Source organism: Pantoea osteomyelitidis, assembly GCF_044342975.1.
In the GTDB taxonomy this organism is placed as follows: domain Bacteria; phylum Pseudomonadota; class Gammaproteobacteria; order Enterobacterales; family Enterobacteriaceae; genus Pantoea; species Pantoea osteomyelitidis.
The window spans coordinates 71,803-95,083 of sequence record NZ_JBGFSN010000011.1 but is presented as its reverse complement, the minus strand read 5'-3'; the positions used below and the strand labels follow the sequence as shown (position 1 = coordinate 95,083).

General features: G+C 57.1%; 22 protein-coding genes. 8 read left to right on the top strand and 14 right to left on the bottom strand.

Going from position 1 to position 23,281, the window contains the following annotated elements:
- Nucleotides 1-2: 2 nt before the first annotated feature.
- Nucleotides 3-143: a 50S ribosomal protein L34 gene (rpmH, locus tag ABU178_RS18710; RefSeq protein WP_000831330.1), complete on the bottom strand. Its 141-nt coding sequence runs from the start codon at nt 141-143 to the stop codon at nt 3-5.
- Nucleotides 144-358: 215 nt separating this feature from the next.
- On the bottom strand, nt 359-679 hold the full coding sequence (locus ABU178_RS18705; RefSeq protein ID WP_397217729.1) for a hypothetical protein: 321 nt from the start codon (nt 677-679) through the stop codon (nt 359-361).
- A gap of 61 nt (nt 680-740) precedes the next feature.
- Here ABU178_RS18705 and dnaA point away from each other — a divergent pair, with 61 nt between their 5' ends.
- The 6 genes from dnaA (at nt 741) to ABU178_RS18675 (ending at nt 9,258) form a co-directional block, all read left to right on the top strand.
- Complete coding sequence (gene dnaA / locus ABU178_RS18700) at nt 741-2,141, top strand: chromosomal replication initiator protein DnaA (RefSeq protein WP_397217727.1); 1,401 nt, start codon at nt 741-743, stop codon at nt 2,139-2,141.
- A gap of 4 nt (nt 2,142-2,145) precedes the next feature.
- Nucleotides 2,146-3,246 carry a DNA polymerase III subunit beta gene (dnaN, locus tag ABU178_RS18695; RefSeq protein ID WP_397217725.1) on the top strand — a complete coding sequence of 367 codons (1,101 nt, stop codon included), beginning with the start codon at nt 2,146-2,148 and terminating at the stop codon, nt 3,244-3,246.
- Nucleotides 3,247-3,438: 192 nt separating this feature from the next.
- Nucleotides 3,439-4,524 carry a DNA replication/repair protein RecF gene (recF, locus tag ABU178_RS18690; protein ID WP_397217723.1) on the top strand — a complete coding sequence of 362 codons (1,086 nt, stop codon included), beginning with the start codon at nt 3,439-3,441 and terminating at the stop codon, nt 4,522-4,524.
- 17 nt (nt 4,525-4,541) lie between these two features.
- Nucleotides 4,542-6,950, top strand: coding sequence for a DNA topoisomerase (ATP-hydrolyzing) subunit B (gene gyrB, locus ABU178_RS18685; RefSeq protein WP_397217721.1), 2,409 nt, complete (start codon nt 4,542-4,544; stop codon nt 6,948-6,950).
- Between the two features lie 180 nt (nt 6,951-7,130).
- Nucleotides 7,131-7,940, top strand: coding sequence for a sugar-phosphatase (gene yidA, locus ABU178_RS18680; protein WP_397217719.1), 810 nt, complete (start codon nt 7,131-7,133; stop codon nt 7,938-7,940).
- A gap of 64 nt (nt 7,941-8,004) precedes the next feature.
- Nucleotides 8,005-9,258, top strand: a complete 1,254-nt coding sequence (locus ABU178_RS18675; RefSeq protein WP_397217717.1) for a DUF3748 domain-containing protein — start codon at nt 8,005-8,007, stop codon at nt 9,256-9,258.
- Here the strand turns inward: ABU178_RS18675 and ABU178_RS18670 are convergent.
- Entirely contained in the window at nt 9,245-9,604 is a 360-nt protein-coding gene (locus tag ABU178_RS18670) for a YceK/YidQ family lipoprotein (protein WP_397217714.1), read from the bottom strand. The genes ABU178_RS18675 and ABU178_RS18670 overlap by 14 nt on opposite strands.
- Nucleotides 9,605-9,890: 286 nt before the next feature.
- Between ABU178_RS18670 and ibpA the strand changes: the two genes are divergently transcribed.
- Nucleotides 9,891-10,307, top strand: coding sequence for a small heat shock chaperone IbpA (gene ibpA, locus ABU178_RS18665; RefSeq protein ID WP_397217712.1), 417 nt, complete (start codon nt 9,891-9,893; stop codon nt 10,305-10,307).
- Nucleotides 10,308-10,367: 60 nt separating this feature from the next.
- On the opposite strand, the gene ABU178_RS18660 is transcribed toward ibpA, so the two are convergent.
- The 6 genes from ABU178_RS18660 to ABU178_RS18635 are packed head-to-tail and all read right to left on the bottom strand — an operon-like array spanning nt 10,368 to nt 16,089.
- Nucleotides 10,368-11,279, bottom strand: coding sequence for an EamA family transporter (locus ABU178_RS18660; protein ID WP_397217710.1), 912 nt, complete (start codon nt 11,277-11,279; stop codon nt 10,368-10,370).
- 19 nt (nt 11,280-11,298) lie between these two features.
- Nucleotides 11,299-11,796 carry a YbaK/EbsC family protein gene (locus ABU178_RS18655; RefSeq protein WP_397217707.1) on the bottom strand — a complete coding sequence of 166 codons (498 nt, stop codon included), beginning with the start codon at nt 11,794-11,796 and terminating at the stop codon, nt 11,299-11,301.
- Nucleotides 11,797-11,823: 27 nt separating this feature from the next.
- Entirely contained in the window at nt 11,824-12,624 is an 801-nt protein-coding gene (locus ABU178_RS18650; protein WP_397217705.1) for a 2OG-Fe(II)-dependent halogenase WelO5 family protein, read from the bottom strand.
- Nucleotides 12,625-12,629: 5 nt separating this feature from the next.
- Nucleotides 12,630-13,337: a class II glutamine amidotransferase gene (locus ABU178_RS18645; protein WP_397217703.1), complete on the bottom strand. Its 708-nt coding sequence runs from the start codon at nt 13,335-13,337 to the stop codon at nt 12,630-12,632.
- Nucleotides 13,325-14,605, bottom strand: a complete 1,281-nt coding sequence (locus tag ABU178_RS18640) for an acetyl-CoA carboxylase biotin carboxylase subunit family protein (RefSeq protein WP_397217701.1) — start codon at nt 14,603-14,605, stop codon at nt 13,325-13,327. The genes ABU178_RS18645 and ABU178_RS18640 overlap by 13 nt, the downstream gene beginning before the upstream one ends.
- Nucleotides 14,606-14,622: 17 nt before the next feature.
- Entirely contained in the window at nt 14,623-16,089 is a 1,467-nt protein-coding gene (locus ABU178_RS18635) for a hypothetical protein (RefSeq protein ID WP_397217699.1), read from the bottom strand.
- A gap of 236 nt (nt 16,090-16,325) precedes the next feature.
- Between ABU178_RS18635 and ABU178_RS18630 the strand changes: the two genes are divergently transcribed.
- Nucleotides 16,326-17,786, top strand: a complete 1,461-nt coding sequence (locus ABU178_RS18630) for a PLP-dependent aminotransferase family protein (protein ID WP_397217697.1) — start codon at nt 16,326-16,328, stop codon at nt 17,784-17,786.
- A gap of 8 nt (nt 17,787-17,794) precedes the next feature.
- Here the strand turns inward: ABU178_RS18630 and ABU178_RS18625 are convergent, their stop codons facing one another.
- The 5 genes from ABU178_RS18625 to ABU178_RS18605 form a co-directional block, all read right to left on the bottom strand.
- Entirely contained in the window at nt 17,795-19,042 is a 1,248-nt protein-coding gene (locus ABU178_RS18625) for a valine--pyruvate transaminase (protein ID WP_397217695.1), read from the bottom strand.
- A gap of 94 nt (nt 19,043-19,136) precedes the next feature.
- The gene (gene ghrB / locus ABU178_RS18620) at nt 19,137-20,111 is read right to left on the bottom strand and encodes a glyoxylate/hydroxypyruvate reductase GhrB (protein WP_397217693.1); all 975 of its coding nucleotides are present in this window, start codon (nt 20,109-20,111) and stop codon (nt 19,137-19,139) included.
- 69 nt (nt 20,112-20,180) lie between these two features.
- Nucleotides 20,181-21,464 (bottom strand): MFS transporter, encoded by a 1,284-nt coding sequence (locus tag ABU178_RS18615; protein ID WP_397217691.1) that lies wholly within the window; start codon nt 21,462-21,464, stop codon nt 20,181-20,183.
- Nucleotides 21,465-21,552: 88 nt separating this feature from the next.
- Nucleotides 21,553-22,506, bottom strand: coding sequence for a sugar kinase (locus tag ABU178_RS18610; protein WP_397217689.1), 954 nt, complete (start codon nt 22,504-22,506; stop codon nt 21,553-21,555).
- 9 nt (nt 22,507-22,515) lie between these two features.
- Nucleotides 22,516-23,265: a sugar phosphate isomerase/epimerase family protein gene (locus ABU178_RS18605; protein WP_397217687.1), complete on the bottom strand. Its 750-nt coding sequence runs from the start codon at nt 23,263-23,265 to the stop codon at nt 22,516-22,518.
- Nucleotides 23,266-23,281: the final 16 nt, after the last annotated feature.

Below are 23,281 nucleotides of genomic sequence, written 5' to 3'. Positions count from 1 at the left end.
TATTACTTAGAAACGGTCAGACGAGCGCGGCCTTTAGCACGACGACGTGCCAGAACCTGACGACCATTTTTTGTAGCCATACGTGCACGGAAGCCGTGAGAACGGTTGCGCTTCAGTACGGACGGTTGAAAAGTGCGTTTCATGGCGATTTCTACCTAAACTTGAAAATTTTCACTTGGTGACGCGTTTTGGGCCAGTAAAAGGACCAACGCCTCAGTGTGTCTTTAATAAAGAGGCGGGATTGTAATAATTGTACAGTCCGGAGTCAATTTACTTCGCTGGTCGCGGTACCTGGATGCCCCGATACAGCCCGCTGAAGCCGGCAGTCGGGTAAAGACGTACAACGCCGGGGGGAGAATTATACGGCCTCCTGTTTAAAGCGCAAGGATCGTTCAGGATCTTCTTTCGATCGCTTTGCAAGATGGTTGCGAAGAAAACGAGAGCTGACCAGAAAAATTACATGTTTCGCCACGATCCCTGATGTCTTTTTACCCGGCTGGCGTAAACTGAACTGCTCGCTGCTATCCTGTGGATAAATTGCAGCAAAACTGTGTAGAAAGGGAAGATCTCTGCCTCGCTTTGCGTTATGATCCGCCCCTTCCGATGATGATCCTGATGCGATCGCTGTGCGGAACAACCGCTGATAGCGGTCGCAGGCGCTTTCTTTCGTCTGTGTCAAATATGAACGTTTCTTTATTAGCGCCTACTATCTTATCGATTTTGTACGAGTGGAGTCCGCCGTGTCACTTACGCTTTGGCAACAGTGTCTTGCCCGTTTGCAGGATGAGTTACCTGCCACCGAATTCAGCATGTGGATCCGTCCGCTTCAGGCTGAGTTAAACGACAATACGCTCGCCTTATATGCACCAAATCGGTTTGTACTCGACTGGGTTCGGGATAAATATCTCAACAGTATCAATGGGCTGCTGAACGAATTTTGCGGCAGAGATGTGCCGTTGCTGCGCTTTGAAGTGGGCACGCGCCCGGTGGCGCAGGCGGCGATCAGCCAGCCAGTAATGGCCAGCGTCAACGTGCCGACACGTCCGGAAGTGCGTCCGGCGCCGGTGCAAAATCTCCGTCCAAGCTGGGACAATGTGCCCGCTCCGGCCGACGTCACCTACCGCTCTAATGTAAACAGTCGTCATAACTTCGATAACTTCGTGGAAGGTAAATCGAACCAGCTGGCGCGCGCGGCGGCGCGTCAGGTCGCGGACAATCCGGGCGGCGCCTATAACCCCTTGTTTCTCTATGGCGGTACCGGCCTGGGGAAAACTCACCTGCTGCACGCGGTGGGTAACGGCATCATCGCGCGTAAGCCTAATGCGAAAGTAGTTTACATGCATTCCGAGCGCTTCGTGCAGGATATGGTCAAGGCGTTACAGAACAACGCCATTGAAGAGTTTAAGCGCTACTACCGTTCGGTCGATGCGCTGCTGATCGATGATATTCAGTTCTTTGCTAATAAAGAGCGCTCGCAGGAAGAGTTTTTCCACACCTTTAACGCACTGCTGGAAGGCAATCAGCAGATCATCCTGACGTCGGATCGTTATCCTAAAGAGATTAACGGCGTGGAAGATCGCCTGAAATCCCGCTTCGGCTGGGGTTTGACGGTGGCGATCGAACCGCCGGAGCTGGAAACGCGCGTGGCGATCCTGATGAAGAAGGCGGACGAGAACGACATCCGCCTGCCGGGCGAAGTGGCGTTCTTTATCGCCAAGCGCCTGCGTTCTAATGTGCGTGAGCTGGAAGGAGCGCTGAATCGCGTGATCGCCAACGCCAACTTTACCGGCCGCGCCATTACCATCGATTTTGTGCGTGAAGCCCTGCGCGACTTGCTGGCGCTGCAGGAAAAACTGGTCACCATCGACAACATCCAGAAAACGGTAGCCGAATACTACAAAATCAAAGTGGCCGATCTGCTGTCTAAACGCCGTTCGCGTTCCGTTGCCCGTCCGCGCCAGATGGCGATGGCGATGGCGAAAGAGCTGACGAACCACAGCCTGCCGGAAATCGGCGATGCATTCGGTGGCCGCGACCACACCACGGTGCTTCACGCCTGCCGTAAAATCGAGCAGCTGCGTGAAGAGAGCCACGATATCAAAGAAGATTTCTCTAATCTCATCAGAACATTATCTTCCTGACGCTATGAAATTTATTGTTGAACGTGAGCAGTTGCTTAAACCCCTGCAACAGGTCAGCGGCCCGTTGGGCGGACGTCCTACGCTGCCGATCCTCGGCAACCTGTTGATGCAGGTCAATGACGGCACTTTATTACTGACCGGCACCGATCTGGAAATGGAAATGGTGGCGCGCGTCGCGCTGACGCAGCCGCACGAGCCAGGCGCGACCACCGTGCCGGCGCGTAAGTTTCTCGATATCTGCCGCGGTCTGCCGGAAGGCGCGGAGATCAACATCACGCTGGAAGGGGACAGAATGCTGGTGCGCTCGGGGCGCAGCCGTTTTTCGCTCTCTACCCTGCCAGCCAGTGACTTCCCGAATCTGGATGACTGGCAGAGCGAGGTGGAATTTACCCTGCCGCAGGCGACGCTGAAGCGTCTGATTGAGGCGACGCAGTTCTCCATGGCGCATCAGGATGTGCGCTACTACCTCAACGGCATGCTGTTTGAAACCGAAGGCGAAGAGCTGCGCACCGTGGCCACAGACGGACACCGTCTGGCGGTCTGCTCGATGCCTGTCGGTCAGGCTTTGCCGAACCATTCGGTGATCGTGCCGCGCAAAGGGGTGGTTGAGCTGGTGCGTCTGCTGGACGGCGGCGATACGCCGTTACAGGTGCAAATCGGCAGCAGCAACATTCGCGCGCACGTTGGCGACTTTATCTTTACGTCCAAGCTGGTTGATGGCCGTTTCCCCGATTATCGCCGCGTATTGCCGAAGAATCCCGACAAAGCGCTGGAATCGGGCTGCGATCTGCTGAAACAGGCTTTTGCCCGCGCGGCAATTTTGTCGAATGAGAAGTTCCGCGGCGTTCGCCTCTATATCACCGAAAATCAGCTGAAGATCACCGCTAATAACCCGGAACAGGAAGAGGCGGAAGAGATGCTGGATGTCTCCTACAACGGCAGCGATCTGGAGATCGGCTTTAACGTCAGCTACGTGCTGGATGTGCTTAATGCGCTGAAGTGCGAAAATGTGCGTTTGCTGCTGACCGATTCCGTTTCCAGTGTGCAGATTGAAGATGTGGCGAGCCCGGCGGCGGCCTATGTCGTGATGCCTATGCGCTTGTAGACTATATCGGCCTGGCTTACTTGCCATTCCGGTCCCGGGCAGTGCTCGTCCACGGTCACATACTTTAGTATGCTCCCGTGTCCTGCGCGCTGGCCGTAACCGGACTGGCTGCGACGCCGACGGCCTGGTTGGGTAAAAAAGTCAAAACCCAAAGCGCCACCACTTGCCACACTTCCAGCGTTGGATTGATTCATGGCTTTAACCCGCCTTCTGATTAAAGATTTCCGCAACATCGAACAGGCCGATCTGGCGCTGGCGCCGGGATTTAATTTCCTGATTGGGGCCAACGGCAGCGGCAAAACCAGCGTGCTGGAAGCGATTTATACCCTCGGTCATGGTCGTGCGTTCCGTAGCCTGCAGGCGGGGCGCGTGATTCGCCACGATCAGCAGGCGTTTGTGCTGCACGGGCGCGTTGAGAATAACGAACGCGAGATGTCGCTGGGGCTGAGTAAAAACCGGGCCGGCGACAGCAAGGTGCGTATCGACGGCAGCGACGGCCATAAGATCGCCGAACTGGCCCAGCTGCTGCCGATGCAATTAATTACCCCGGAGGGGTTTACTTTGCTCAACGGCGGCCCCAAATACCGTAGAGCCTACATCGACTGGGGCTGCTTCCATAACTCGCCTGGTTTCTTCAACGCCTGGAGCAATCTGCGTCGGCTGCTGAAACAGCGTAACGCCGCGCTGCGTCAAGTGACGCGCTACAGCCAGATCCGCGCATGGGATCAGGAGTTGGTGCCGCTGGCGGAACAAATCAGCCAGTGGCGCGCCGAATACAGCGAGGCGATCGCGGCAGACATTACCGCCACCTGCGCTCAGTTTTTACCTGAGTTTCAACTCGCCTTCTCGTTCCAGCGCGGCTGGGACAAAGAGAGCGATTACTTTACGTTGCTGGAACGCAATTTCGAGCGCGATCGCGCGCTCACCTATACCGCCAGCGGGCCGCATAAGGCGGATTTTCGCATCCGCGCCGACGGCACGCCGGTGGAAGATTTACTCTCACGCGGACAGCTCAAGCTGTTGATGTGCGCGTTACGCCTGGCGCAGGGAGAATACCTGACGCGCCATAGCGGACGCCGCTGCCTTTACCTGATCGATGACTTCGCTTCCGAGCTGGATGAGCGTCGCCGACGCCTGTTGGCAGATCGTCTGAAAGCCACGCAGGCGCAGGTTTTCGTCAGTGCCATCGGAACCGAACACGTTATCGATATGAGTGATGAAAAGGGCAAGATGTTCCGCGTGGAACAGGGTAAAATAGTGGTTCAACCTGAAGATTAAATGAGCGAGAAACGTTGATGTCGAATTCTTATGACTCCTCAAGTATCAAAGTTCTGAAAGGGCTTGATGCGGTACGCAAACGCCCGGGTATGTATATCGGCGATACGGATGACGGCACCGGTCTGCATCACATGGTATTCGAGGTCGTGGATAACGCCATCGACGAAGCGCTCGCGGGTCACTGTAAAGAGATTGTCGTGACCATCCATGCCGATAACTCCGTATCGGTACAGGATGATGGTCGTGGTATTCCCACCGGTATCCATGAAGAAGAGGGTATCTCGGCGGCGGAAGTGATCATGACCGTGCTGCACGCGGGCGGTAAGTTTGACGATAACTCCTATAAAGTGTCCGGCGGCCTGCACGGCGTTGGCGTGTCGGTGGTGAACGCGCTCTCTGAAAAGCTGGAGCTGACCATCCGCCGCGAAGGCAACGTGCATCAGCAGACCTATGTGCACGGCGTGCCGCAGGCGCCGCTGGCGATCGTTGGCGAAACCGAGCTGACCGGCACGCGCGTGCGTTTCTGGCCGAGCCACCTGACCTTTACCAACGTTACCAGCTTCGAATATGAAATCCTCGCCAAACGTCTGCGCGAGCTGTCGTTCCTGAACTCCGGCGTCTCTATTCGCCTTCAGGACAAGCGCGATGACAAGAGCGATCATTATCACTACGAAGGCGGCATCAAAGCCTTTGTTGAATACCTGAACAAAAACAAAAACCCGATCCACCCGAACGTGTTTTATTTCACTACGGAAAAAGATGGCATCGGTGTGGAAGTGGCGCTGCAGTGGAACGACGGTTTCCAGGAAAACATCTACTGCTTCACCAATAACATTCCGCAGCGCGACGGCGGTACTCACCTGGCAGGCTTCCGTGCCGCGATGACGCGTACCCTGAACGCTTATATGGACAAAGAAGGCTTCAGCAAAAAGGCCAAAATCAGCGCTACCGGCGACGATGCGCGTGAAGGTCTGATTGCCGTGGTCTCGGTGAAAGTGCCGGATCCGAAATTCTCCTCGCAGACCAAAGACAAGCTGGTCTCTTCCGAGGTGAAATCGGCAGTGGAATCGCAGATGAACGAACGTCTGGTTGAATATCTGCTGGAAAACCCGAACGACGCCAAAATTGTGGTAAGCAAAATCATCGACGCCGCCCGTGCGCGTGAAGCGGCACGTCGCGCCCGTGAAATGACGCGTCGTAAAGGCGCGCTGGACCTGGCGGGATTGCCGGGCAAGCTGGCCGACTGTCAGGAGCGCGATCCGGCGCATTCTGAAATCTACCTGGTGGAGGGTGATTCTGCGGGCGGTTCCGCCAAGCAGGGTCGTAACCGTAAAAACCAGGCGATTCTGCCGCTGAAAGGCAAAATCCTGAACGTTGAGAAAGCGCGCTTCGACAAGATGCTCTCTTCGCAGGAAGTGGCTACGCTGATTACCGCGCTGGGCTGCGGCATCGGACGCGACGAGTACAACCCGGACAAACTGCGTTACCACAGCATCATTATCATGACCGATGCGGATGTCGACGGCTCGCACATCCGTACGCTGCTGTTGACCTTCTTCTACCGCCAGATGCCGGAAATCATTGAGCGCGGCCACGTTTATATTGCCCAGCCGCCGCTGTATAAAGTGAAGAAAGGCAAGCAGGAGCAGTACATCAAAGATGATGAAGCGATGGATCAATATCAGATCGCTATCGCTCTCGACGGCGCTACGCTGCATGCTAACGCCAGCGCGCCAGCCTTAGGCGGCGAACCGTTGGAAAACCTGGTGGCGGAATTCAACAGCACGCAGAAAATGATCAAGCGTATGGAGCGTCGTTATCCTGTCGCCCTGCTGCGCGCGCTGGTTTACCATCCGACGCTAAGCGATCTCAGCGACGAAAGCGCAGTGAAAACCTGGCTGGATACGCTGGTGGCTTACCTGACTGAGCGCGAAGCGCACGGCAGCACCTATGTAGCGCAGGTGCGCGAAAACCGCGAACAACATCTGTTTGAGCCGGTTCTGCGCGTACGCACGCACGGTGTGGATACCGACTATCCGCTGGACAGCGAATTCATTCAGGGGCCGGAGTACCGTAAGCTCTGCACCCTGGGTGAAAAACTGCGCGGTCTGATCGAAGAGGACGCCTTTATCGAGCGCGGCGAGCGCCGTCAGCCGATCGCCAGCTTCGAGCAGGCGATTGAGTGGCTGGTGAAAGAGTCGCGTCGCGGCCTGTCGGTACAGCGCTACAAAGGTCTGGGCGAGATGAACCCGGAGCAGCTGTGGGAAACCACTATGGATCCGGACAGCCGCCGTATGCTGCGCGTTACCATTAAAGACGCTATCGCGGCGGATCAGCTCTTCACCACGTTGATGGGCGATGCTGTTGAACCGCGCCGCGCCTTTATCGAAGAGAATGCCCTGAAAGCGGCAAATATCGATATCTGATGTCATCATCCCTTCCCGACCGGGAAGGGATTTTTTTTGTCTGCGTTATTTTCCCCCTGTTACTACCTACAAATCGCGTCGGGCGATTGTCCGGATATCGCCGATAAACTGGTCAATGTGAGCTGAATCGCGCTAGCATTTAAGCAGACCCTGAATCGAACCTGAATTAACGAGGACGTTATGGCGATAAAACTGATTGCGATAGATATGGACGGCACGCTGCTGAATCCCCAGCATCTGATCACACCAGCGGTAAAATCAGCAATTGACCGCGCGCGCGATAAAGGCGTTTCCATCGTGCTGGCCACCGGTCGGCCATTCGTCGGCGTTGAGCGCTATCTGATGGAGCTGGATTTGCAGCAGGAGGGCCAGTACTGCATCAGCAATAACGGCGCGCTGGTGCAGCGTGCGCAGAACGGTGACTGCGTGGCGGAAGTCACGCTCGGTTTTGACGACTATCTCTACATTGAGCAGCTGGCGCGCGAGCTGGGCGTTCACTTTCAGGCGTTTGACCAATCCCATCTCTACACGCCGAACAAAGATATCAGCGAATACACCATCCACGAAGCAAGCCTGACCGGCATCCCGGTACGTTACCGCGCGGTGGAAGAGATGGATCGCGCGACGCGTTTTCCCAAGCTGATGATGATTGACAGGCCGGAGCTGCTGGACAAGGCGATTCAGCGTCTGCCTGCCAAAGCGCAGCAGAGCTACACCATTCTTAAAAGCGCGCCTTACTATCTGGAAATTCTCGATCCGCGCGTCAACAAGGGCTACGGCGTGAAGATGCTGGCGGATAAGCTCGGTCTGAAGCAGGAGGAGGTAATGGCGATTGGCGATCAGGAAAACGACCTGGCAATGATTGAGTATGCCGGTACTGGCGTGGCAATGGGCAACGCTATCGATTCGGTGAAGAAGATCGCGCAGTTTATTACCAAAACCAATATAGAAGATGGCGTTGCGCACGCCATTGAAGAACTGGTGCTGTAAAAAGGCTGCATCTTTTGGCGCTTTGGCGTAGCGTGTGGGGCAACTTTTCTTATCGGGTTGCCCCATGCGCGAAAAACAACTTACCTTTGCCGACCGCCATCATCAGCTCACCAATATCAACGTCTGGACCGCCGACAGCCAGTGGCTGGCCTTTGACGTACGTCCTTCCGGCGCGTCATTTACCGGCCTGACCATTGAGCGGATCAATGTCGCTACCGGCGCGCTGGAGGTGCTTTACCAGGCGCGTGACGGCGCGCATGTGGGCGTGGTTACCGTCAGCCCGGACCTGCCGCCGCGCTACGTCTGCATTCACGGACCGGAACATCCCGACGCCCGCTGGCATTATGATTTTCATCACCGCCGTGGCGTGATTATCCAGAATGGCGTGGCGGAAAACCTCGACGCCTGCGATATCACTCCACCTTTCACGCCGGGCGCGCTGCGCGGCGGCTCCCATGTACATGTATTCAGCCCGGACGGGTCGCGCCTGAGCTTTACCTATAACGACCACGTTATGCATGAACGGGACGCGCGCGAGGATCTGCGTAACGTCGGCGTGGCGCTGCCGCTCTATGCGGTTTGTCCGCCAAAGCAGCACCCACGGGAATATGACGGCAGCCATTTCTGCGTACTGGTGAGCGAAACCACACGCGATCCGCAGCCTGGCAGCGACGCGATCGATCGCGCTTACGAAGAGTGTTGGGTAGGCAATCGCGGCTATCAGAAAGCGGACGGCAGCTGGCAGCGCTGGGCCATCGCTTTTATTGGCGATACGCGATCCGCGCAGGGAGAAAAAGTGCCGGAAGTGTTTATTGTCGATCTGCCGGAAACGCTGGCCGACTACGCCAAAGCAGGCAGCGCGCCGCTGGAAGGCACCGAAACGCGGCTGCCGGCGCCGCCGGCGGGCGTCAGGCAACAACGGCTGACCCGGAGCCGCGGGCTGGCTCTGCAACCGCGCCACTGGCTGCGCGCTGCGCCGGACGGCAGCGCTATCGCTTTTCTCATGGCGGACGATAACGGAATTATTCAGCTCTGGACGGTGTCGCCAAACGGCGGCGCGCCACAGCAGAGAACGCAGTTACCGGGCAGCATTCAGTCCGCTTTTAGCTGGCATCCGCAGGGCGGAAGCATCGCCTTTGTCTGTGATAACAGCGTGATGGTTTACCATCTCAGCAGCAACGCCTGCAGGCGCCTGACGGAGCGCAGCGCGCAGTCGCCAGGCGTCGACGCCGTGGTTTGGTCGCCGGATGGGCAGCAGATTGCCTTTATGCGCGAAGTGGATGGCTGGCGCCAGCTGTTTACAGTTACTGTAGCGTAGCGGGCATTGGCGCGGCTTGAGCGAGATGAGCGTCGGTTCGCGCCAGCTTTTCGCTTTGCAGTACGCGGGCACGTGGCGAATCGAGAGTTTTATCATTATCGGCGCGCGCGTAATCCCATGGCAGAAGCAGGGTATCCATCACCGCCGAAAAAGGCAGATCGATCAGGGCCAGCGGCCGCAGCGCCCAGCTGGTGTTGTTGTCCACCAGCATTTCAGCACTGGCGCGCGTGCCAGGATAATAACCTTGGCTTGCGCCGGTATGCGACATTACGCTGGAACAGCCGGTGGCCGTTAACGCGCAGAAAGCTAACATCCCTGCCAGCGGAAAGTGTTTCTTCATATTCATTTTCATCATCCCTTCAGACATGGCAGTTGCCTGGCTGAGTGTGCTTGCCTGACGTCATCATCACTCTGTGGTGATCTTCGTCGTTACCAGGTCAACTTACCCCTGAGTGTATGACATTACATCGGTTTTGCTGAAAAAATTGCTCTTTATCACTTGAAAGCGGTGGGGATGCACCCATTTTAAAAGCACGGTCATGAATGCTGCCGCCGACAGGGGCGCTGAACGATCGAACAACCTGTCCATTGTGGAAGGTTGCCAAAACTTGCTGAATATCAGGAGTCTTTTTATGCGTAATTTTGATCTCTCTCCGCTTTATCGTTCTGCCATCGGTTTTGATCGTCTGTTCAACCTGCTTGAAGCGAATCAGAACCAGACTAATGGCGGCTATCCTCCGTACAATGTTGAGCTGGTGGATGAAAACCACTACCGCATCACCATTGCGGTGGCAGGATTTGCGCAGAGTGAACTCGATATCACTTCCCACGACAATGTGCTGATTGTGCGTGGCGCGCATCCCGAAGAGCAGACGGAGCGCAAATATCTGTATCAGGGTATCGCCGAGCGCAACTTTGAGCGCAAATTTCAGTTGGCTGACCACATCATCGTACGCGATGCGCGTTTAGAGAATGGCCTGTTGAGCATTGATTTGGAGCGTATTCTCCCCGAAGAAGCGAAACCGCGTCGGATTGAAATCCTGAACTGATCCCCTGACAGAAACAAGAACGCCGCTCTGAAGCGGCGTTTTTTTTTGCGCGCAATGGCGTTAATGCTGCAGCCGAACCCGCAGACGCTGACCCAGCACACCGCCAAACATATTCACCAGCAGCCCGAGGATCACCACCGCCGCGCCCATCACCTGCTGGGCTGATAATCTCTCATCAAGCACGATCGCGGCGCTGAGAATGCCAACCACCGGAACCAGCAGCGACAGCGGCGCCACGCGCCAGGTCTCATAGCGGCTGAGCAGGTTGCCCCAGATTCCGTAGCCAATAATAGTGGCGATAAAAGCCAGATAAATCAGCGCCAGCACCGTTTGCAGCGAAATATGCACCAGGCTGCTGATAATCGCCTGTTCGCCCTCAAACCACCATGAGCAGATAAAGAAGGGGATGACGGGCACCATTGCGCTCCAGACCACCAGCGACAGCACCGGTACGCTGCGGTTGCGCATAATCACTTTGTTGCTGATGTTGCCCAGCCCCCAGGAGAGCGCCGCCGCCAGCGTCAGCATCATGGTGGTCAGCGTAATCCCGGCCGTAGCCTGACCTTCCATCCCGGCGGTTGCCAGAATAAACATGCCGACGGTGGCGACCAACACGCCAGCTATGTGATTCCAGCGCAGCTTTTCCGCCAGCAGCAGCGCGCCGAGCAGAATGGTGAAAAACGCTTGCGCCTGTAATACCAGCGAGGCCAGCCCGGCAGGCATGCCGAGTTTAATTGCCAGAAAAAGCAGGGCGAATTGACCGAAGCTGATAGTCATACCGTAAGCTAATAACCAGCGCAGCGGCACCTGCGGTCGTTTCACCACGAGAATTGCCGGGAAAACCACCAGCGCAAAACGCAGCCCGGCGAGCAAAAAGGGCGGCATCCCCTGCAAGCCCAGCTTAATCACCACAAAGTTCACGCCCCAGGCCACCACGACGCAAAGCGCTAATATCATATCTTTTACTGACATACTCTGTTCCTTTCGCCCTTCAGGCGGTCGCCGTCACTGGCGTTGCGATCTCAGCACAACAGTCGCCCACAACACGAAAATAGTCCACGACATTCAACGCGATCGATTTTTCCAGCTCACCGGCGTTAAACCAGAGCGTGCCCGCTTCGCGCAGGCGCGCATCGACACAGAGCGCCAGCCGATCATCAAAACTGAACGGCGGCACCGCGCCCATCACGCAGCGGGTTAACGTCTGCGCCATCTCTGGCGGAGCAAAGCTCGATTTTTTCCCGCCGATGGCGCGCGCCGCAGCCTTAAAGTTAATTTTGCAGTCGCCGGGCACAATCGCCAGCAGATAGCGCGTCCCGGCGCCCTCCGGCATCGTCACTTCCAGCACCATCGCCTTGGCGGCCTGATGCAGCGCATTGCCGCGAATCTCGCTAATCAGATCGGTTTGCCCTACCGCCTCATGGGTCACCATCCGGTAATCTGCCTGATGGCGATCCAGCAGTTCGGTGAGTTGTTCAAATGTCGTCATGCAGTTCTCCTCTTATGATAAAGCCCTTCAGCTCCAGGCGATGGCGTGCTTCATTTTTTTGTCGGTCAGGCCAAAGAAAAAGCCCATGGTAATGCGCGTATCGCCCTCAACGCGGTCGATCTCATGATAAAAGGCCGGATTAAACAGGTAGATATCCCCGCTGCGCGGCGAAAATTCACAGGTCTCGCTGTCGGCCGTGACCGCGCTCTGATAGCCCAGCTCGCCCGGCGTTTTGAAGCGCTCATCCTCCGGCGTCCATTTTTTGTTATAGATGCGCAGCGCGCCGCCGCCGGAGCACTCCTGTAAGCAAACCACGCAGCTGAGCTGATGCAGAATTTCGCTTACCAGCAGACCAGTACCGGCAGCATCGCGCACGATATTGTCGTTATGTAATGGATTGGCGACGCCATCGGCATGAAAACGCACAATGGAACCGGCATAATCGCCCAGGCGCGGCTCGCAGGCGGTTTGCAGGCTCTCCAGCTTCAGCGCATGTTTCACCCAGTTATAAACCTGATCACGCAGGCAGTTCATCGATGGCGGCAGCGAAGGTTGAATATCACGCAGCTCGGTAAAATAGTTCTCCGGCGCGCCGGTATGCTTCGCCAGATAGGGGCCGAGCGTGGTGAGCGCCCCGTTGGGGTAGTGAGAAACGCGAATCTTCTCGCGACAGTGGCGGAGATCCTCAACCATGGCTTCGCGCACCACAGGGGCGAGAAAGTCCCGCAGCACCAGCAGCGGCACGCGCGCGGTAACAATGTCATCCAGCCAGGTCTTTTCGATAAACATCTTCGGATTGATCACGCGTATTTGATTGAAAATAGCCATGTTATTCACTCTCCAAAAGAGATTTCATGAAGTTCATGATTACGCATTCGGCGCCAGGATGACGCCTCGCCCAGTGTTGGAATCTGTTCAGAGGCAATAAATGTGCTGCCGTTCTGCTGGCAGAGGTGCATGGTGAAATAAGCAGGATAAGGGGTGTCAGCGGGATGCCATTGCCAGGCCCAGGCCTTGTTGCGCGTAACAAAAATGGCATTACCCGCGCTGCCGCCTGGCGCTATTTGCGCCATTTTGTTTAGCAGGTAGTCGCGCGTGAAGTCGGCTGGCGTGGCCTGGTCTACCAGATATTCCAGGTACTCCGCCGAATCGAAGCGGGATTCCGTCAGGCCGAGCTGCGCATAGAGGGTTGGCAGAAAGCCGTTATGCATCATGTACCACTGCGTTGCGCCGCTGGTGCGCCAGAGCGGATGGGAAAATTCCAGCCCCTGATTTTTGCTCAGCGTCGCGTGGCGCACATGTACCGCCAGAAAGCGGGTGCGAATGGCATCGACGTCAATCCCAGGCAGGGCGTCGGCAAAGGTGCCGGTACCGTGCAGCGTGCGGATATTGCCATTTTCCAGCCAGAGACAGCCCCAGCCGTTGGGATGCTCCCGGATCGGGCCGTCATGGCAGGCGGTTTCGCCGCAGCTCATGGCGCGTGCCGCTTCCAGCACCGCGGCGGCGTCAAAACGGCCATGCGCCAGAATCATTCTGCACATAACATGTCTCTCCGCAGGGCAGCAGGCTGCTGCAAATGAATAATGTGATGAAACACCATAAGCACCTCATCGCGCGCGGCGGCGGCTAGGCGAAAAGTTGAAAGAATACCGGCGTGGCGCGTCAGATCGGCATAGAGCGTGGAGCGCTCAGTCACCGGCAGCGACGGCTGATTGAGCGGCGGCAACAGGCTGCCATGCTGGTGTTGTTCGATCCAGGCCTGCGCCAGCGCCAGCTGCGCGGGCTGACGCAGCCGCAGCTGCCCCACGGCGCGCACCTCGCTGGCATAACGCAGCGGCGGCAGGCCCAGCCCGGCTTCGATATAAAATGATACTTCCGCCCAGTCGATGTCGGTCACCTCCTGCACCAGGTTTACTACCCCCATACCAGAGAGACGGAAGCCCATCTCAAGAAAATGGGGCACGCCATTCACCACAATAAAGTCGATATGAAATGCGCCCTGACGATAATGAAAGGTTTCGCAGCAAAGGTTCATCAGCCTGGTAAAGGCGGCGGGCAAACCCTCGGCGGCGATCGCCACATGGCCCGATTCATAAAAGCTGATACAGCCGTCGCTGTCGCAGTTCTGCTCGATGACCTTCTGGCAGCAGGTGAGCGCCAGCGCTTTACCGTTATGCACCACGCCCTGCAATGAATATTCATCGCCAGCCAGCCAGCACTCGACGATGAAGCCGGAAAAGCTGCGGCCGCCATAGTTCATGGTATTCACCAGCTTCTCGACCACCTGATCGAGCTGTTGGGGAGTGGCGACCAGCCAGATGCCCAGCCCGCCGCCGCCATCTACCGGCTTGATCACGCAGGGATAAAGCAGCGCGTCGCGCGCGGCGAGGATGCTGAGCGGGGAGGCGAAAAAGCGAAACTCCGGTTGGGGAACCCCGGCGCAGCTTTTATTCAGCGCCATCCGCTGGGCATATTTGTCCAGCGGAATAAAGCAGCGCCCGGCATCCGGGCCAGCCAGCATTTCCCGCACCCGGCCCGCGCTGGCGTTATAGGCCTCGAAACCTGCCAGCACCACCTGCGGATGCTCCAGCAGCCCGGCGCGCAGATAAGCCTGCATCACCTCCCAGGGATTTTCCGGCCGATCGAGCCGCACAATCAGATCAAACGGCAGTTCCAGGCTCAGTGACTGGTAATCAATAAAGTCGCTCATTTCCGCCAGCACGGTAAAATAGCCTTCCCGTTTCGCCACTGCGCAGTAAGGATTCTGCCCGTCGCGCGTGGCGCCAATCTGCAGGAAAATCTTTTTCATCGCATCGCCTTACCGGGTCAGCGCCCGGAAATCACTTCTGTCACGGTATCCCGCAGATAACCATTGTTAACCTGAATCACTGCCTTGTGCGGATCGAAGCGCAGCACGCGCGACAGCGGATCCTGGCTTTTGCCCTCCAGCAGCGAACTCACCTGGCTGCTCTGCCAGCACTGGCGCATTTGCGTAACCGTCAGGCCGGAGAGCGCAGAGAGCTGCGTTGCCAGCCGCAAATCCCCGCTGCGATCGTTCATCAGGTCGTGAATGGCCTGTTCTTCCAGTGGTATCTGCTGCTGTTCCAGCCAGATCGCCAGCTGTTCGCCGCCCTGGTTAAAGGGCGCGTAGATCATGCAAATCAGCTGCTTTTCGGTCAGGTTAAATGCCTGCTGGGCAAAGTTAGCGGCACGTTCGCGCTGACGTGCGATCGCCTCATCGTCCTGATAGCGCGCCGCCATCTCATCAATCAGCGACGGAGGGAAATCTTTCTGCTTCATCAGCCCCAGCGCAAAGCGCACATATTCGCGAATGCCTTCGGCATAGCTGCGCTGGAGCAGCGTTTCGGCGCGTAGGCCGCGAATATGTGCCATTAACGTGGGGTTGCCGCAGTCCGATTCGGAGAAGCTGAACATCAGCTCGTCAAAGCGGAAGCGCATAAATTCAGTGAGCAGCGCCCAGTGAGCGCCCGCCTCGTAAGCGGTGTCCTGGTAGATATTGAAGAACAGCGGATCGCGATCCAGCTGATGCATAATGCGGTGCGCAGGAGTAACCTGGTCTTCGCCATAGATATCAGCAAAGTAGCGCTGCGCCACGCCATCCAGCGTTTGCAGAAAGCCGCTGAAGCCACGGCTTTTGTCCGGTAGCGGCGCGTCAAACACACGCGAGAGATGGCGCGCCCAGGCGAGGTAAGCCGTCTGCTCCTGCGGCGAATCGCCGGTAATGATGATATCCACACCCCCCTGATAGTGCGCCGCCAGACCGAACGAATTCACCATACTCAGGTTACAGGCGTTGCAAAAGGTGGAGCGGGCATCGGCGCGAAAGCGATGGCCATTCATCAACACGTCGCTGCGGTTCTGCTGTCGTACCGCGTCGGGCATCGACAGGTCGCGCGCAAAAGCACGGATTAACAGACCGTCGGTGATCAGGCATTCGGTATAAGCATCGTCATGAATGCGCAGCGCCTGATAAACGCGATCGATGTTTTCCATCACGCTGTGGTTCATCGCCGCGTGACGATTGGTGCTGATGCGTAAACGAAAGGTATTGCCATACTGCTGCCATAACAATCCCTGAATATAGCGGACGTAAGCCACCATATAGCTGCTGTCTTTGCCGCCGCCATAGGCGAGCAGAACGCGGTTATTATCGAGCTGGTGCGGGTCCGGCAGGGCGGCAAGCAGCCGCTGTGAACAATGTTTAGCGGAATCGATAATTGCTGTGGAGAGGTAGTCTTCAATTTCTCCCATCATCGCGGACAGATTATTCATTTTTTACTTTTCCTTTGGCTAAAAAATCGCATGAACGAAATGACGGGCTGATTCCAATGTAAACAGGCCACAAAGGTGTTACGGAATGAATGTCTCGGTCTTGTTTATCATTACGTGCCGCTAAGCGAGCCGACAGGGCACAAAAGCACTGGCTAATAATTAAGAGATGCAGCTTAAACTACTTTGAATGTACTCTGTTGAATACGCACAGATCAGCACGATATGGGGTGGAACAGATGAGCGGGGAAGCGGGAGATCAGGAGAGTCAAAGCAGTCGTTACCGCCAGATAGCAGAGCAGATCAAGCGAGCCATTGATGCCGGCACCCTGCCGCCAGAGAGTCGTTTGCCCTCGGTACGCACGCTGGCGACGCAATACCATGTCAGTCTGACCACCGCCTTAAAAACATTACGCACGCTGGAGGATGAGCGCTATGCCGTGGCGCGCCCCAAGTCCGGCTTCTTTGTTGCGCCGCGCCAGCCCGGCAAAACCGGGACGCCAGCGCTGATAGCGCAGGCGCGGGCGGTTGCGCCGCTGGATGAACAGACGGAGCTGCATCTGGCGATGGTCGGCTCCGACTGTCGCGTGCGGCTGGATCTGGCTAACGGCGACAGTTCGCTTTACCCGGTGAGGAAAATCGGGCTGCTGATGCGGCAGATGGGCTACAGCAAACCGGCGCTGCTGGGCAACACGGTCAAAGGCACCGGCTACGCGCCGCTGAAGGCGGAGATCGCCCGACGCGCGGTGGATTATGGCTGTACTATCAATCCGGATGATATTCTTATCACCAACGGCTGCATTGAGGCGATTTCACTGTCGCTGCGCGCCACGCTCAATCCCGGCGATATCGTGGCGGTGGAGTCGCCCTGCTATTTCGTGCTGTTGCAGATGCTGCGTAACCTGAACCTGCGTGTGATTGAGGTGGAATCGGGGCCGGAGGGCTATGTGAATGTCGAGAAGCTCACCAGCCTGTTTCGGCACAAAGCAGTGCAGGCGTTTTTGACCATCTGCAACATCAACAATCCGCTGGGAAAATCGATTCCCAACGAACAGAAGGCGTACATCGCCCGTCAGGCAGATGAAAACGATGTGGTTATCGTCGAGGATGATATTTTTGGCGATACCGCGTTTGGCGAGCGCCGACCTTTTCCGATGCGCGCCTTTAGTCCGAACGCCATTCTGTGCAGCGGCTTTTCCAAAACCGTTGCGCCAGGCATCCGCATTGGCTGGGTACACAGCGTTAACTACATGCGCAAAATCGCCTCGCTGAAATACACCTCGACGATGGGCACCTCGGTGCTGTCGCAGGCGGCGGTGGCCGAGCTACTGCGCAACGGCGGTTACGATGCTCATCTGCGCAAGCTGCGACGCGAGCTGGCGCGCCAGATTCATCAGATGCGTCAGGCGGTGCTGCGCTATTTCCCGGCCGGCACGCGCGTGACCGATCCCGAAGGGGGCTATGTGCTGTGGGTGGAAATGCCACGTGGCGCGCTCAACGTGCGTGCGCTGTTTTTGAAAGCGCGCAATGCCGGGATTGGCATTGCGCCCGGTCATATCTTCGCTACCGACGAGCGCTATGACCACTGCTTCCGGCTGAACGCCGGTTTTGGCTGGAATGATGAGGTGGAGCAGGCGATACGACAGCTGGCGCAGTGGTGTCAGCTGTCGTTAACCGAGGTGGTGCCGGGGCAGGCGTAATCCCGCGATTACGCGCGCCACGCCTCTTCAATCTCTTCCGCCAGAATCTGTACCGCACGTTCGATTTTATCGGCGTCCGGCACGTAGTTCATGCGCATGCACTGGTGCGTGTGCGGCCAGGCCTGCTCCAGGCCGGGAAAGAAGAAGTGGCCGGGCACCATCAGCACGCCGCGCGCCTTCAGCCGATGATAAAGCGCCTCGGTGGAGATCGGCAGATCGCGGAACCAGAGCCAGAGAAAAATCGCCCCTTCCGGTTTGTGGATCAGGCAGCGATCTTCCGGCAGATAGCGGCGAATAATCTCGATCGTGCGGGTAACTTTTTCCTGATAGAAAGGCTTGATCACCTCCTCCGACAGACGCAGCAGATCGCCGCGCTGAATCATTTCGCAGGCGATAGCCGGGCCGATGCTACCGGGCGCCAGGCTGATGATGCCGTTCATATTGCTGATGGCGCCGATGGTTTTCTCATCGGCAATAATAATGCCACAGCGTGAACCCGGCAGGCCGAGCTTCGACAGGCTCATGCACAGAATAATGTTCGGATTCCACAGCGGGCGCGCCTCGCTGAAAATAATGCCGGGGAAAGGAACGCCGTAGGCGTTATCGATCAGCAGCGGCACCTCATGCTGCTGCGCCAGCGCATCCAGCTGAATAAGCTCAGCGTCGGTGATCACATTGCCGGTGGGATTGGTGGGACGCGAGACGCAGATCAGGCCCACATCTTCGGTCATTGGCAGATGATCAAAATCGACGTGATATTTAAACTGGCCTTCCGGCAGCAGTTCGATATTGGGTTTTGCTGAAACAAACAGTCCTTCATCCAGCCCGGCATCGGCGTAGCCCAGATATTCCGGTGCCAGCGGAAACAGCACGCGCTTTTTGCTGCCGTCTGCGCGACGACCGGCAAACAGATTAAACAGATAGAAAAAGGCGCTCTGGCTGCCGTTGGTCAGCGCGATATTCTGCGCAGAGATCTGCCAGCCCAATGTGGTGCGCAGCAGCGTTGCCAGCTCCTCCAGCAGCACCGTTTTGCCGCGCGGCCCGTCGTAGTTGCAGAGCGCGTCGGTCAGCTTGCCCTCGGTGTGCATCTGCTGTAGCAGCTGATGAAAATAGTCGCTCATCGCCGGGATTTGCGCCGGGTTGCCGCCGCCCAGCATGATGGTGCCTGGCGTGCGCAGACCTTCGCCCATATCTTCCATCAGGCGCGAGATGCCGGAGTGCTGAGTAAATTTGTCGCCGAACTGGGAAAAACTCATAGCGTGTAAACAGTTTGTGATGAATGGATGGGGGATCCACCATAACGCCCGCCTGACGCGGGCGCAATGGCAACAGAGGAAAGCGGGCCGGATGTTACTTCACTACCTGCGGGTTAACGCAGTTTTTGTCCACCTTTCCGCTCAGGGCGGCAATCAGGTTCTCCACGGCGTCCTGCATCATGCCGTAACGAGTTTCATGCGTTGCCGAACCGATATGGGGAAGCGCGACCACGTTCGGCAGCGTCAACAGTTCTGAATCGGCGGGAACCGGCTCCTGTTCAAACACGTCCAGTCCGGCGGCATGAATGACGCCCGTTTTTAATGCGGCGATCAGCGCCTGCTCGTCTACCACCGGGCCGCGACCCGCATTGATTAAAATGGCACTCTGCTTCATTAATTTGAGCTGCTGCTCGCCAATCATATGGTGCGTCTGCTCGGTCAGCGGCAGGCTGATGCAGACAAAATCGCTCTCTTTCAGCAAAGTATCCAGATCGCAGCCGCGGGCGGAGAAGCGTGATTCCGCTTCCTGATGCGGCTTGCGCGCGTTATAGAGCACCGACATGCCGAAGCCGAAATGGGCGCGCTGCGCCAGCGCCATGCCGATGCGGCCCATGCCGAGAATGCCGATGGTTTTATGATGCACATCCACGCCAAACTGCTGCGGACCGATGCTTTTTTTCCACTGTCCCGCTTTCACCCAGGCGTCCAGCTCCGTGACGCGGCGCGCGCTGGCGAGCACCAGCGCCATGATGGTGTCCGCGACAGTTTCGGTCAGCACCGTGGGGGTATGCATCAAAAGAATGCCGCGCTGGTTCAGCGCCTCAACGTCAAAATTGTCGTAGCCCACCGAGACCGTCGAACAGGCGCGCAGTTTCGGCATTTTCGTCAGCAGGTCAGCATCCACCTTGCTGCTGGAGCCAATCAATCCTTCCGCCTGCTGAAATGCCTGCGCATGGGCTTCGATGTTCTCCGGCGTCAGGTCATTGATTTCCGTCACGCTGAAGTGCTCATCGAGACGTGCGCGCAGATCGTCCGCTAATTTTTTGTAAAGGATCACTGAAGGCTTCATCAAAGGCTCCCTGTAAAAGATGGCGGGGGCTGCTATGCCCCCGGAAAATCACGGTTTGTCGCGCCGCTTTCAGGCATGTTTCGCGCCGTGCACAGGCGTTTGCTTATTCTCGGCCGGCTTAACAATCAGCGTCAGCCAGACGGAGACCAGCAGCGCCGCGCCCATAAAAATATAGGAGGCGGACGGGCTACCGGTGGCGCCGTTAAGGTAGCCGACAATCCAGGAGCCGATAAATGAACCCAGCGCGCCCATGCTGTTGATCAACGCCATGGCGCCGCCGGACACGTTGCGCGGCAGCATCTCCGGAATGATAGCGAAGAACGGGCCGTAGGGGGCGTACATCGCGCCTCCCGCAATCACCAGCAGCGTATAGGAGAGCCAGAAGTTGCTGGAACCCACCATATAAGAGCCGAGGAACGCCAGCGCGCCAATCAGCAGCAGCGGCCAGACAAAGAGTTTGCGGTTCTGCGTCTTATCCGACGCCCAGGAGACGACAATCATCGCCACGGTAGCGGCCAGGTAAGGCACCGCTGACAGCCAGCCCGCTTCCACCATGCCCATCGAGGTATTGGCGTTACGCAGAATCGACGGCAGCCACAGTACGAAACCGTACACGCCAATACTCCAGGCGAAATATTGCATGCAGAGGATAATCACGTTGCGGTTTTTAAAGGCTTCACTGTAATTGCGCACTGCCTTGATGTTTTCCTGCTCTTTCTGCAGCTGCGCCTGTAAGGCGGCTTTTTCTTCGTCGCTCATCCATTTGGACTGCGCTGGCTTATCCTGCACCATGAACCACCAGGCCACGGCCCAGATCACCGCCGGAATCCCTTCGAAGATAAACATTTCACGCCAGCCGAAAGATTCGATCAGATAGCCGGAAACCACCGACATCCACAGCACCGTGACCGGATTACCGAGGATCAGAAAGGTGTTGGCGCGCGAACGTTCCGATTTGGTAAACCAGTTACTGATATAAATCAGCATCGCCGGCATCACCGCTGCTTCCACTACGCCGAGAATAAAGCGAATGGCCGCCAGCATCGGAATATTGCTGACTACGCCGGTCAGCGAAGCGCAGACGCCCCATAACACCAGGCACCAGAAAATCAGTTTCTTCACGCTGCGGCGCTCGGCGTAAATCGCGCCGGGGATTTGAAAGAAGAAGTAGCCGAGAAAGAACAGGGCGCCCAGCAACGAGGACATGCCCTTGGTAATGCCTAAATCGTCGTTGATGCCCGCTGCCGACGCAAAACTGAAGTTCGCGCGGTCCAGATACGCCAGACTGTAGGTGATAAACACGATGGGCATGATAAACCACCAGCGTTTTGGCGCGATTGTCTGCGTTTTCATGGTTGTATCCTCTGTTGAGGTGGCGGGCGCATTCTGATGTGCAGTAATCGATGCGCCTCAGGTTTTGTTACCGGTCTGCCGTTCAGAATTAATAGTCGCCAAGTTGGGCGCGCGTCGGTAACCCTTCGCTGTCGCCGATGACCTGAATGGCCAGAGAACCGATTTTGTTGCCGCGACGGATCGCCTGCGGCAGGCTTTTCCCTTCCAGTAACGCGCTGACGACACCCACGGCGAAGCCATCCCCGGCACCGACGGTATCTACCACGTTCTCCACCCGAATCGCTTCGACCTGGCCTTTTTCGCCTGCGGCGGTTTTGTACCAGGCACCTTCGCAACCGGTTTTGATCACCACCGCTTTTACCCCTTTATCGAGGTAGAAGTCGGCAATCGCTTCCGGCTGGCGATAGCCGGTAAGAATCCATCCCTCTTTTTCACCGGGCAGCACCCAGTCGGCATACTCCGCCAGCTGGTTGAGCTGCGTGCGCATCTCCTCTTCGCTACGCCACAGCACCGGACGCAGATTAGGATCAAACGAAATGGTTTTGCCCAGCGCGCGCATCTCTTTCGCCGCATACTTCGACAGTTCCAGCGAGCTGTCGGAGATTGCCGCCGCCACGCCGCTCAGATGCAGATGGCGCGCTGCGCCAAAGTAGTCGTGATTGAAATCCGCGACGGAAAGATGGCTGGCCGCTGAGCCTTTGCGAAAATATTCCACCAGCGGGTCGGAACCGTCATCCACCTTTGACTTCAGCTGAAAACCGGTAGGAAAACGATCGTCCACCGTGACCTGACGGTGATCGACGTTCTCCTGTTCCAGCTGCTGACAGGTATAACGACCAAAAGAGTCGTTACCCACACGGCTGACCCAGCCCACTTTCAGGCCGAGACGCGCCAGGCCGATAGCCACGTTCAGCTCGGCACCGGCAATTCTTTTTACAAAGGATGCCGCTGACGCTAAATCGCCGGGCTCGCTGGCGACAAACATCGCCATCGCTTCGCCGATGGTCACCACATCCAGGGTGCCGTTTTCATGCATGGTCATGATCGCTCCTTAACAATTGCGCAGCAGGTCAACATAGCGGCGCGTAACGGCCACCAGATCGTCGCCTTCGAGCGGAAATTCGATACCGCGCGGCACCGAAGCCGGCAGCTGTTTGAGCAGGGTGCGCCACTGGTCATCGGCGTCATCAAGAGCGATTGCCCGGAAGCTGTCATGGTGAGGCACGGCGGCCTTTACGTGAATATAGCCGATGTAGCGTCCCAGCAGTTGTGCTGCATCTTCAGCTTTTTCACCGGTCCAGAGCCAGTTGCCCATATCAAAGGTCATGCCGTGCGACATATGTGCATCGCCAAATTCGGCAAAAAAGCGCGTCAGCGGCGCGAGCTTGCCGCAGGCGGTTTGATCGTTTTCCACCACCAGCTTTACGCTCTGATGGGCCAGCGCCTGGCGCAGCTTCTTGCTGTCGAAGTCGCCGGCGTAGTGGCCCAGCGAGAATTTCAGCAGCCTGGCGTTCAGCTGCTCCGCCTCGCTGAGATAGCGATCAAGCTGGGGATTCAGCGCGCCATCGGCCATAAACAGCGCGTCGGGCACGGAATAGAAGGCGCGAAGACGATGCGCGGCAATCGCCTTGCCGAGTTCAGGCAGGCTGGTCAGCGCAGCGTCATCAAGCAGCTCACGGCGAATTTCAACGCCGTCAGCGCCCGCCTGTTGAATAACAGGCAGCAGGGCGCGCTGTCCGCCCAGGGCGGTGACCTGCTGCTGACCGTAGGCGGCAGTGACCACAATAATTTCAGGATTCATCTCTTTCAGGCTCACC

Excerpts from the sequence above, each read along its gene's own strand:
- rpmH (WP_000831330.1), bottom strand. The coding sequence starts at position 143 with ATGAAACGCACTTTTCAACCGTCCGTACTGAAGCGCAACCGTTCTCAC.
- dnaN (WP_397217725.1), top strand. The coding sequence starts at position 2,146 with ATGAAATTTATTGTTGAACGTGAGCAGTTGCTTAAACCCCTGCAACAG.
- recF (WP_397217723.1), top strand. The coding sequence starts at position 3,439 with ATGGCTTTAACCCGCCTTCTGATTAAAGATTTCCGCAACATCGAACAG.
- gyrB (WP_397217721.1), top strand. The coding sequence starts at position 4,542 with ATGTCGAATTCTTATGACTCCTCAAGTATCAAAGTTCTGAAAGGGCTT.
- yidA (WP_397217719.1), top strand. The coding sequence starts at position 7,131 with ATGGCGATAAAACTGATTGCGATAGATATGGACGGCACGCTGCTGAAT.
- ABU178_RS18675 (WP_397217717.1), top strand. The coding sequence starts at position 8,005 with ATGCGCGAAAAACAACTTACCTTTGCCGACCGCCATCATCAGCTCACC.
- ABU178_RS18670 (WP_397217714.1), bottom strand. The coding sequence starts at position 9,604 with ATGAATATGAAGAAACACTTTCCGCTGGCAGGGATGTTAGCTTTCTGC.
- ibpA (WP_397217712.1), top strand. The coding sequence starts at position 9,891 with ATGCGTAATTTTGATCTCTCTCCGCTTTATCGTTCTGCCATCGGTTTT.
- ABU178_RS18660 (WP_397217710.1), bottom strand. The coding sequence starts at position 11,279 with ATGTCAGTAAAAGATATGATATTAGCGCTTTGCGTCGTGGTGGCCTGG.
- ABU178_RS18655 (WP_397217707.1), bottom strand. The coding sequence starts at position 11,796 with ATGACGACATTTGAACAACTCACCGAACTGCTGGATCGCCATCAGGCA.
- ABU178_RS18650 (WP_397217705.1), bottom strand. The coding sequence starts at position 12,624 with ATGGCTATTTTCAATCAAATACGCGTGATCAATCCGAAGATGTTTATC.
- ABU178_RS18645 (WP_397217703.1), bottom strand. The coding sequence starts at position 13,337 with ATGTGCAGAATGATTCTGGCGCATGGCCGTTTTGACGCCGCCGCGGTG.
- ABU178_RS18640 (WP_397217701.1), bottom strand. The coding sequence starts at position 14,605 with ATGAAAAAGATTTTCCTGCAGATTGGCGCCACGCGCGACGGGCAGAAT.
- ABU178_RS18635 (WP_397217699.1), bottom strand. The coding sequence starts at position 16,089 with ATGAATAATCTGTCCGCGATGATGGGAGAAATTGAAGACTACCTCTCC.
- ABU178_RS18630 (WP_397217697.1), top strand. The coding sequence starts at position 16,326 with ATGAGCGGGGAAGCGGGAGATCAGGAGAGTCAAAGCAGTCGTTACCGC.
- ABU178_RS18625 (WP_397217695.1), bottom strand. The coding sequence starts at position 19,042 with ATGAGTTTTTCCCAGTTCGGCGACAAATTTACTCAGCACTCCGGCATC.
- ghrB (WP_397217693.1), bottom strand. The coding sequence starts at position 20,111 with ATGAAGCCTTCAGTGATCCTTTACAAAAAATTAGCGGACGATCTGCGC.
- ABU178_RS18615 (WP_397217691.1), bottom strand. The coding sequence starts at position 21,464 with ATGAAAACGCAGACAATCGCGCCAAAACGCTGGTGGTTTATCATGCCC.
- ABU178_RS18610 (WP_397217689.1), bottom strand. The coding sequence starts at position 22,506 with ATGACCATGCATGAAAACGGCACCCTGGATGTGGTGACCATCGGCGAA.
- ABU178_RS18605 (WP_397217687.1), bottom strand. The coding sequence starts at position 23,265 with ATGAATCCTGAAATTATTGTGGTCACTGCCGCCTACGGTCAGCAGCAG.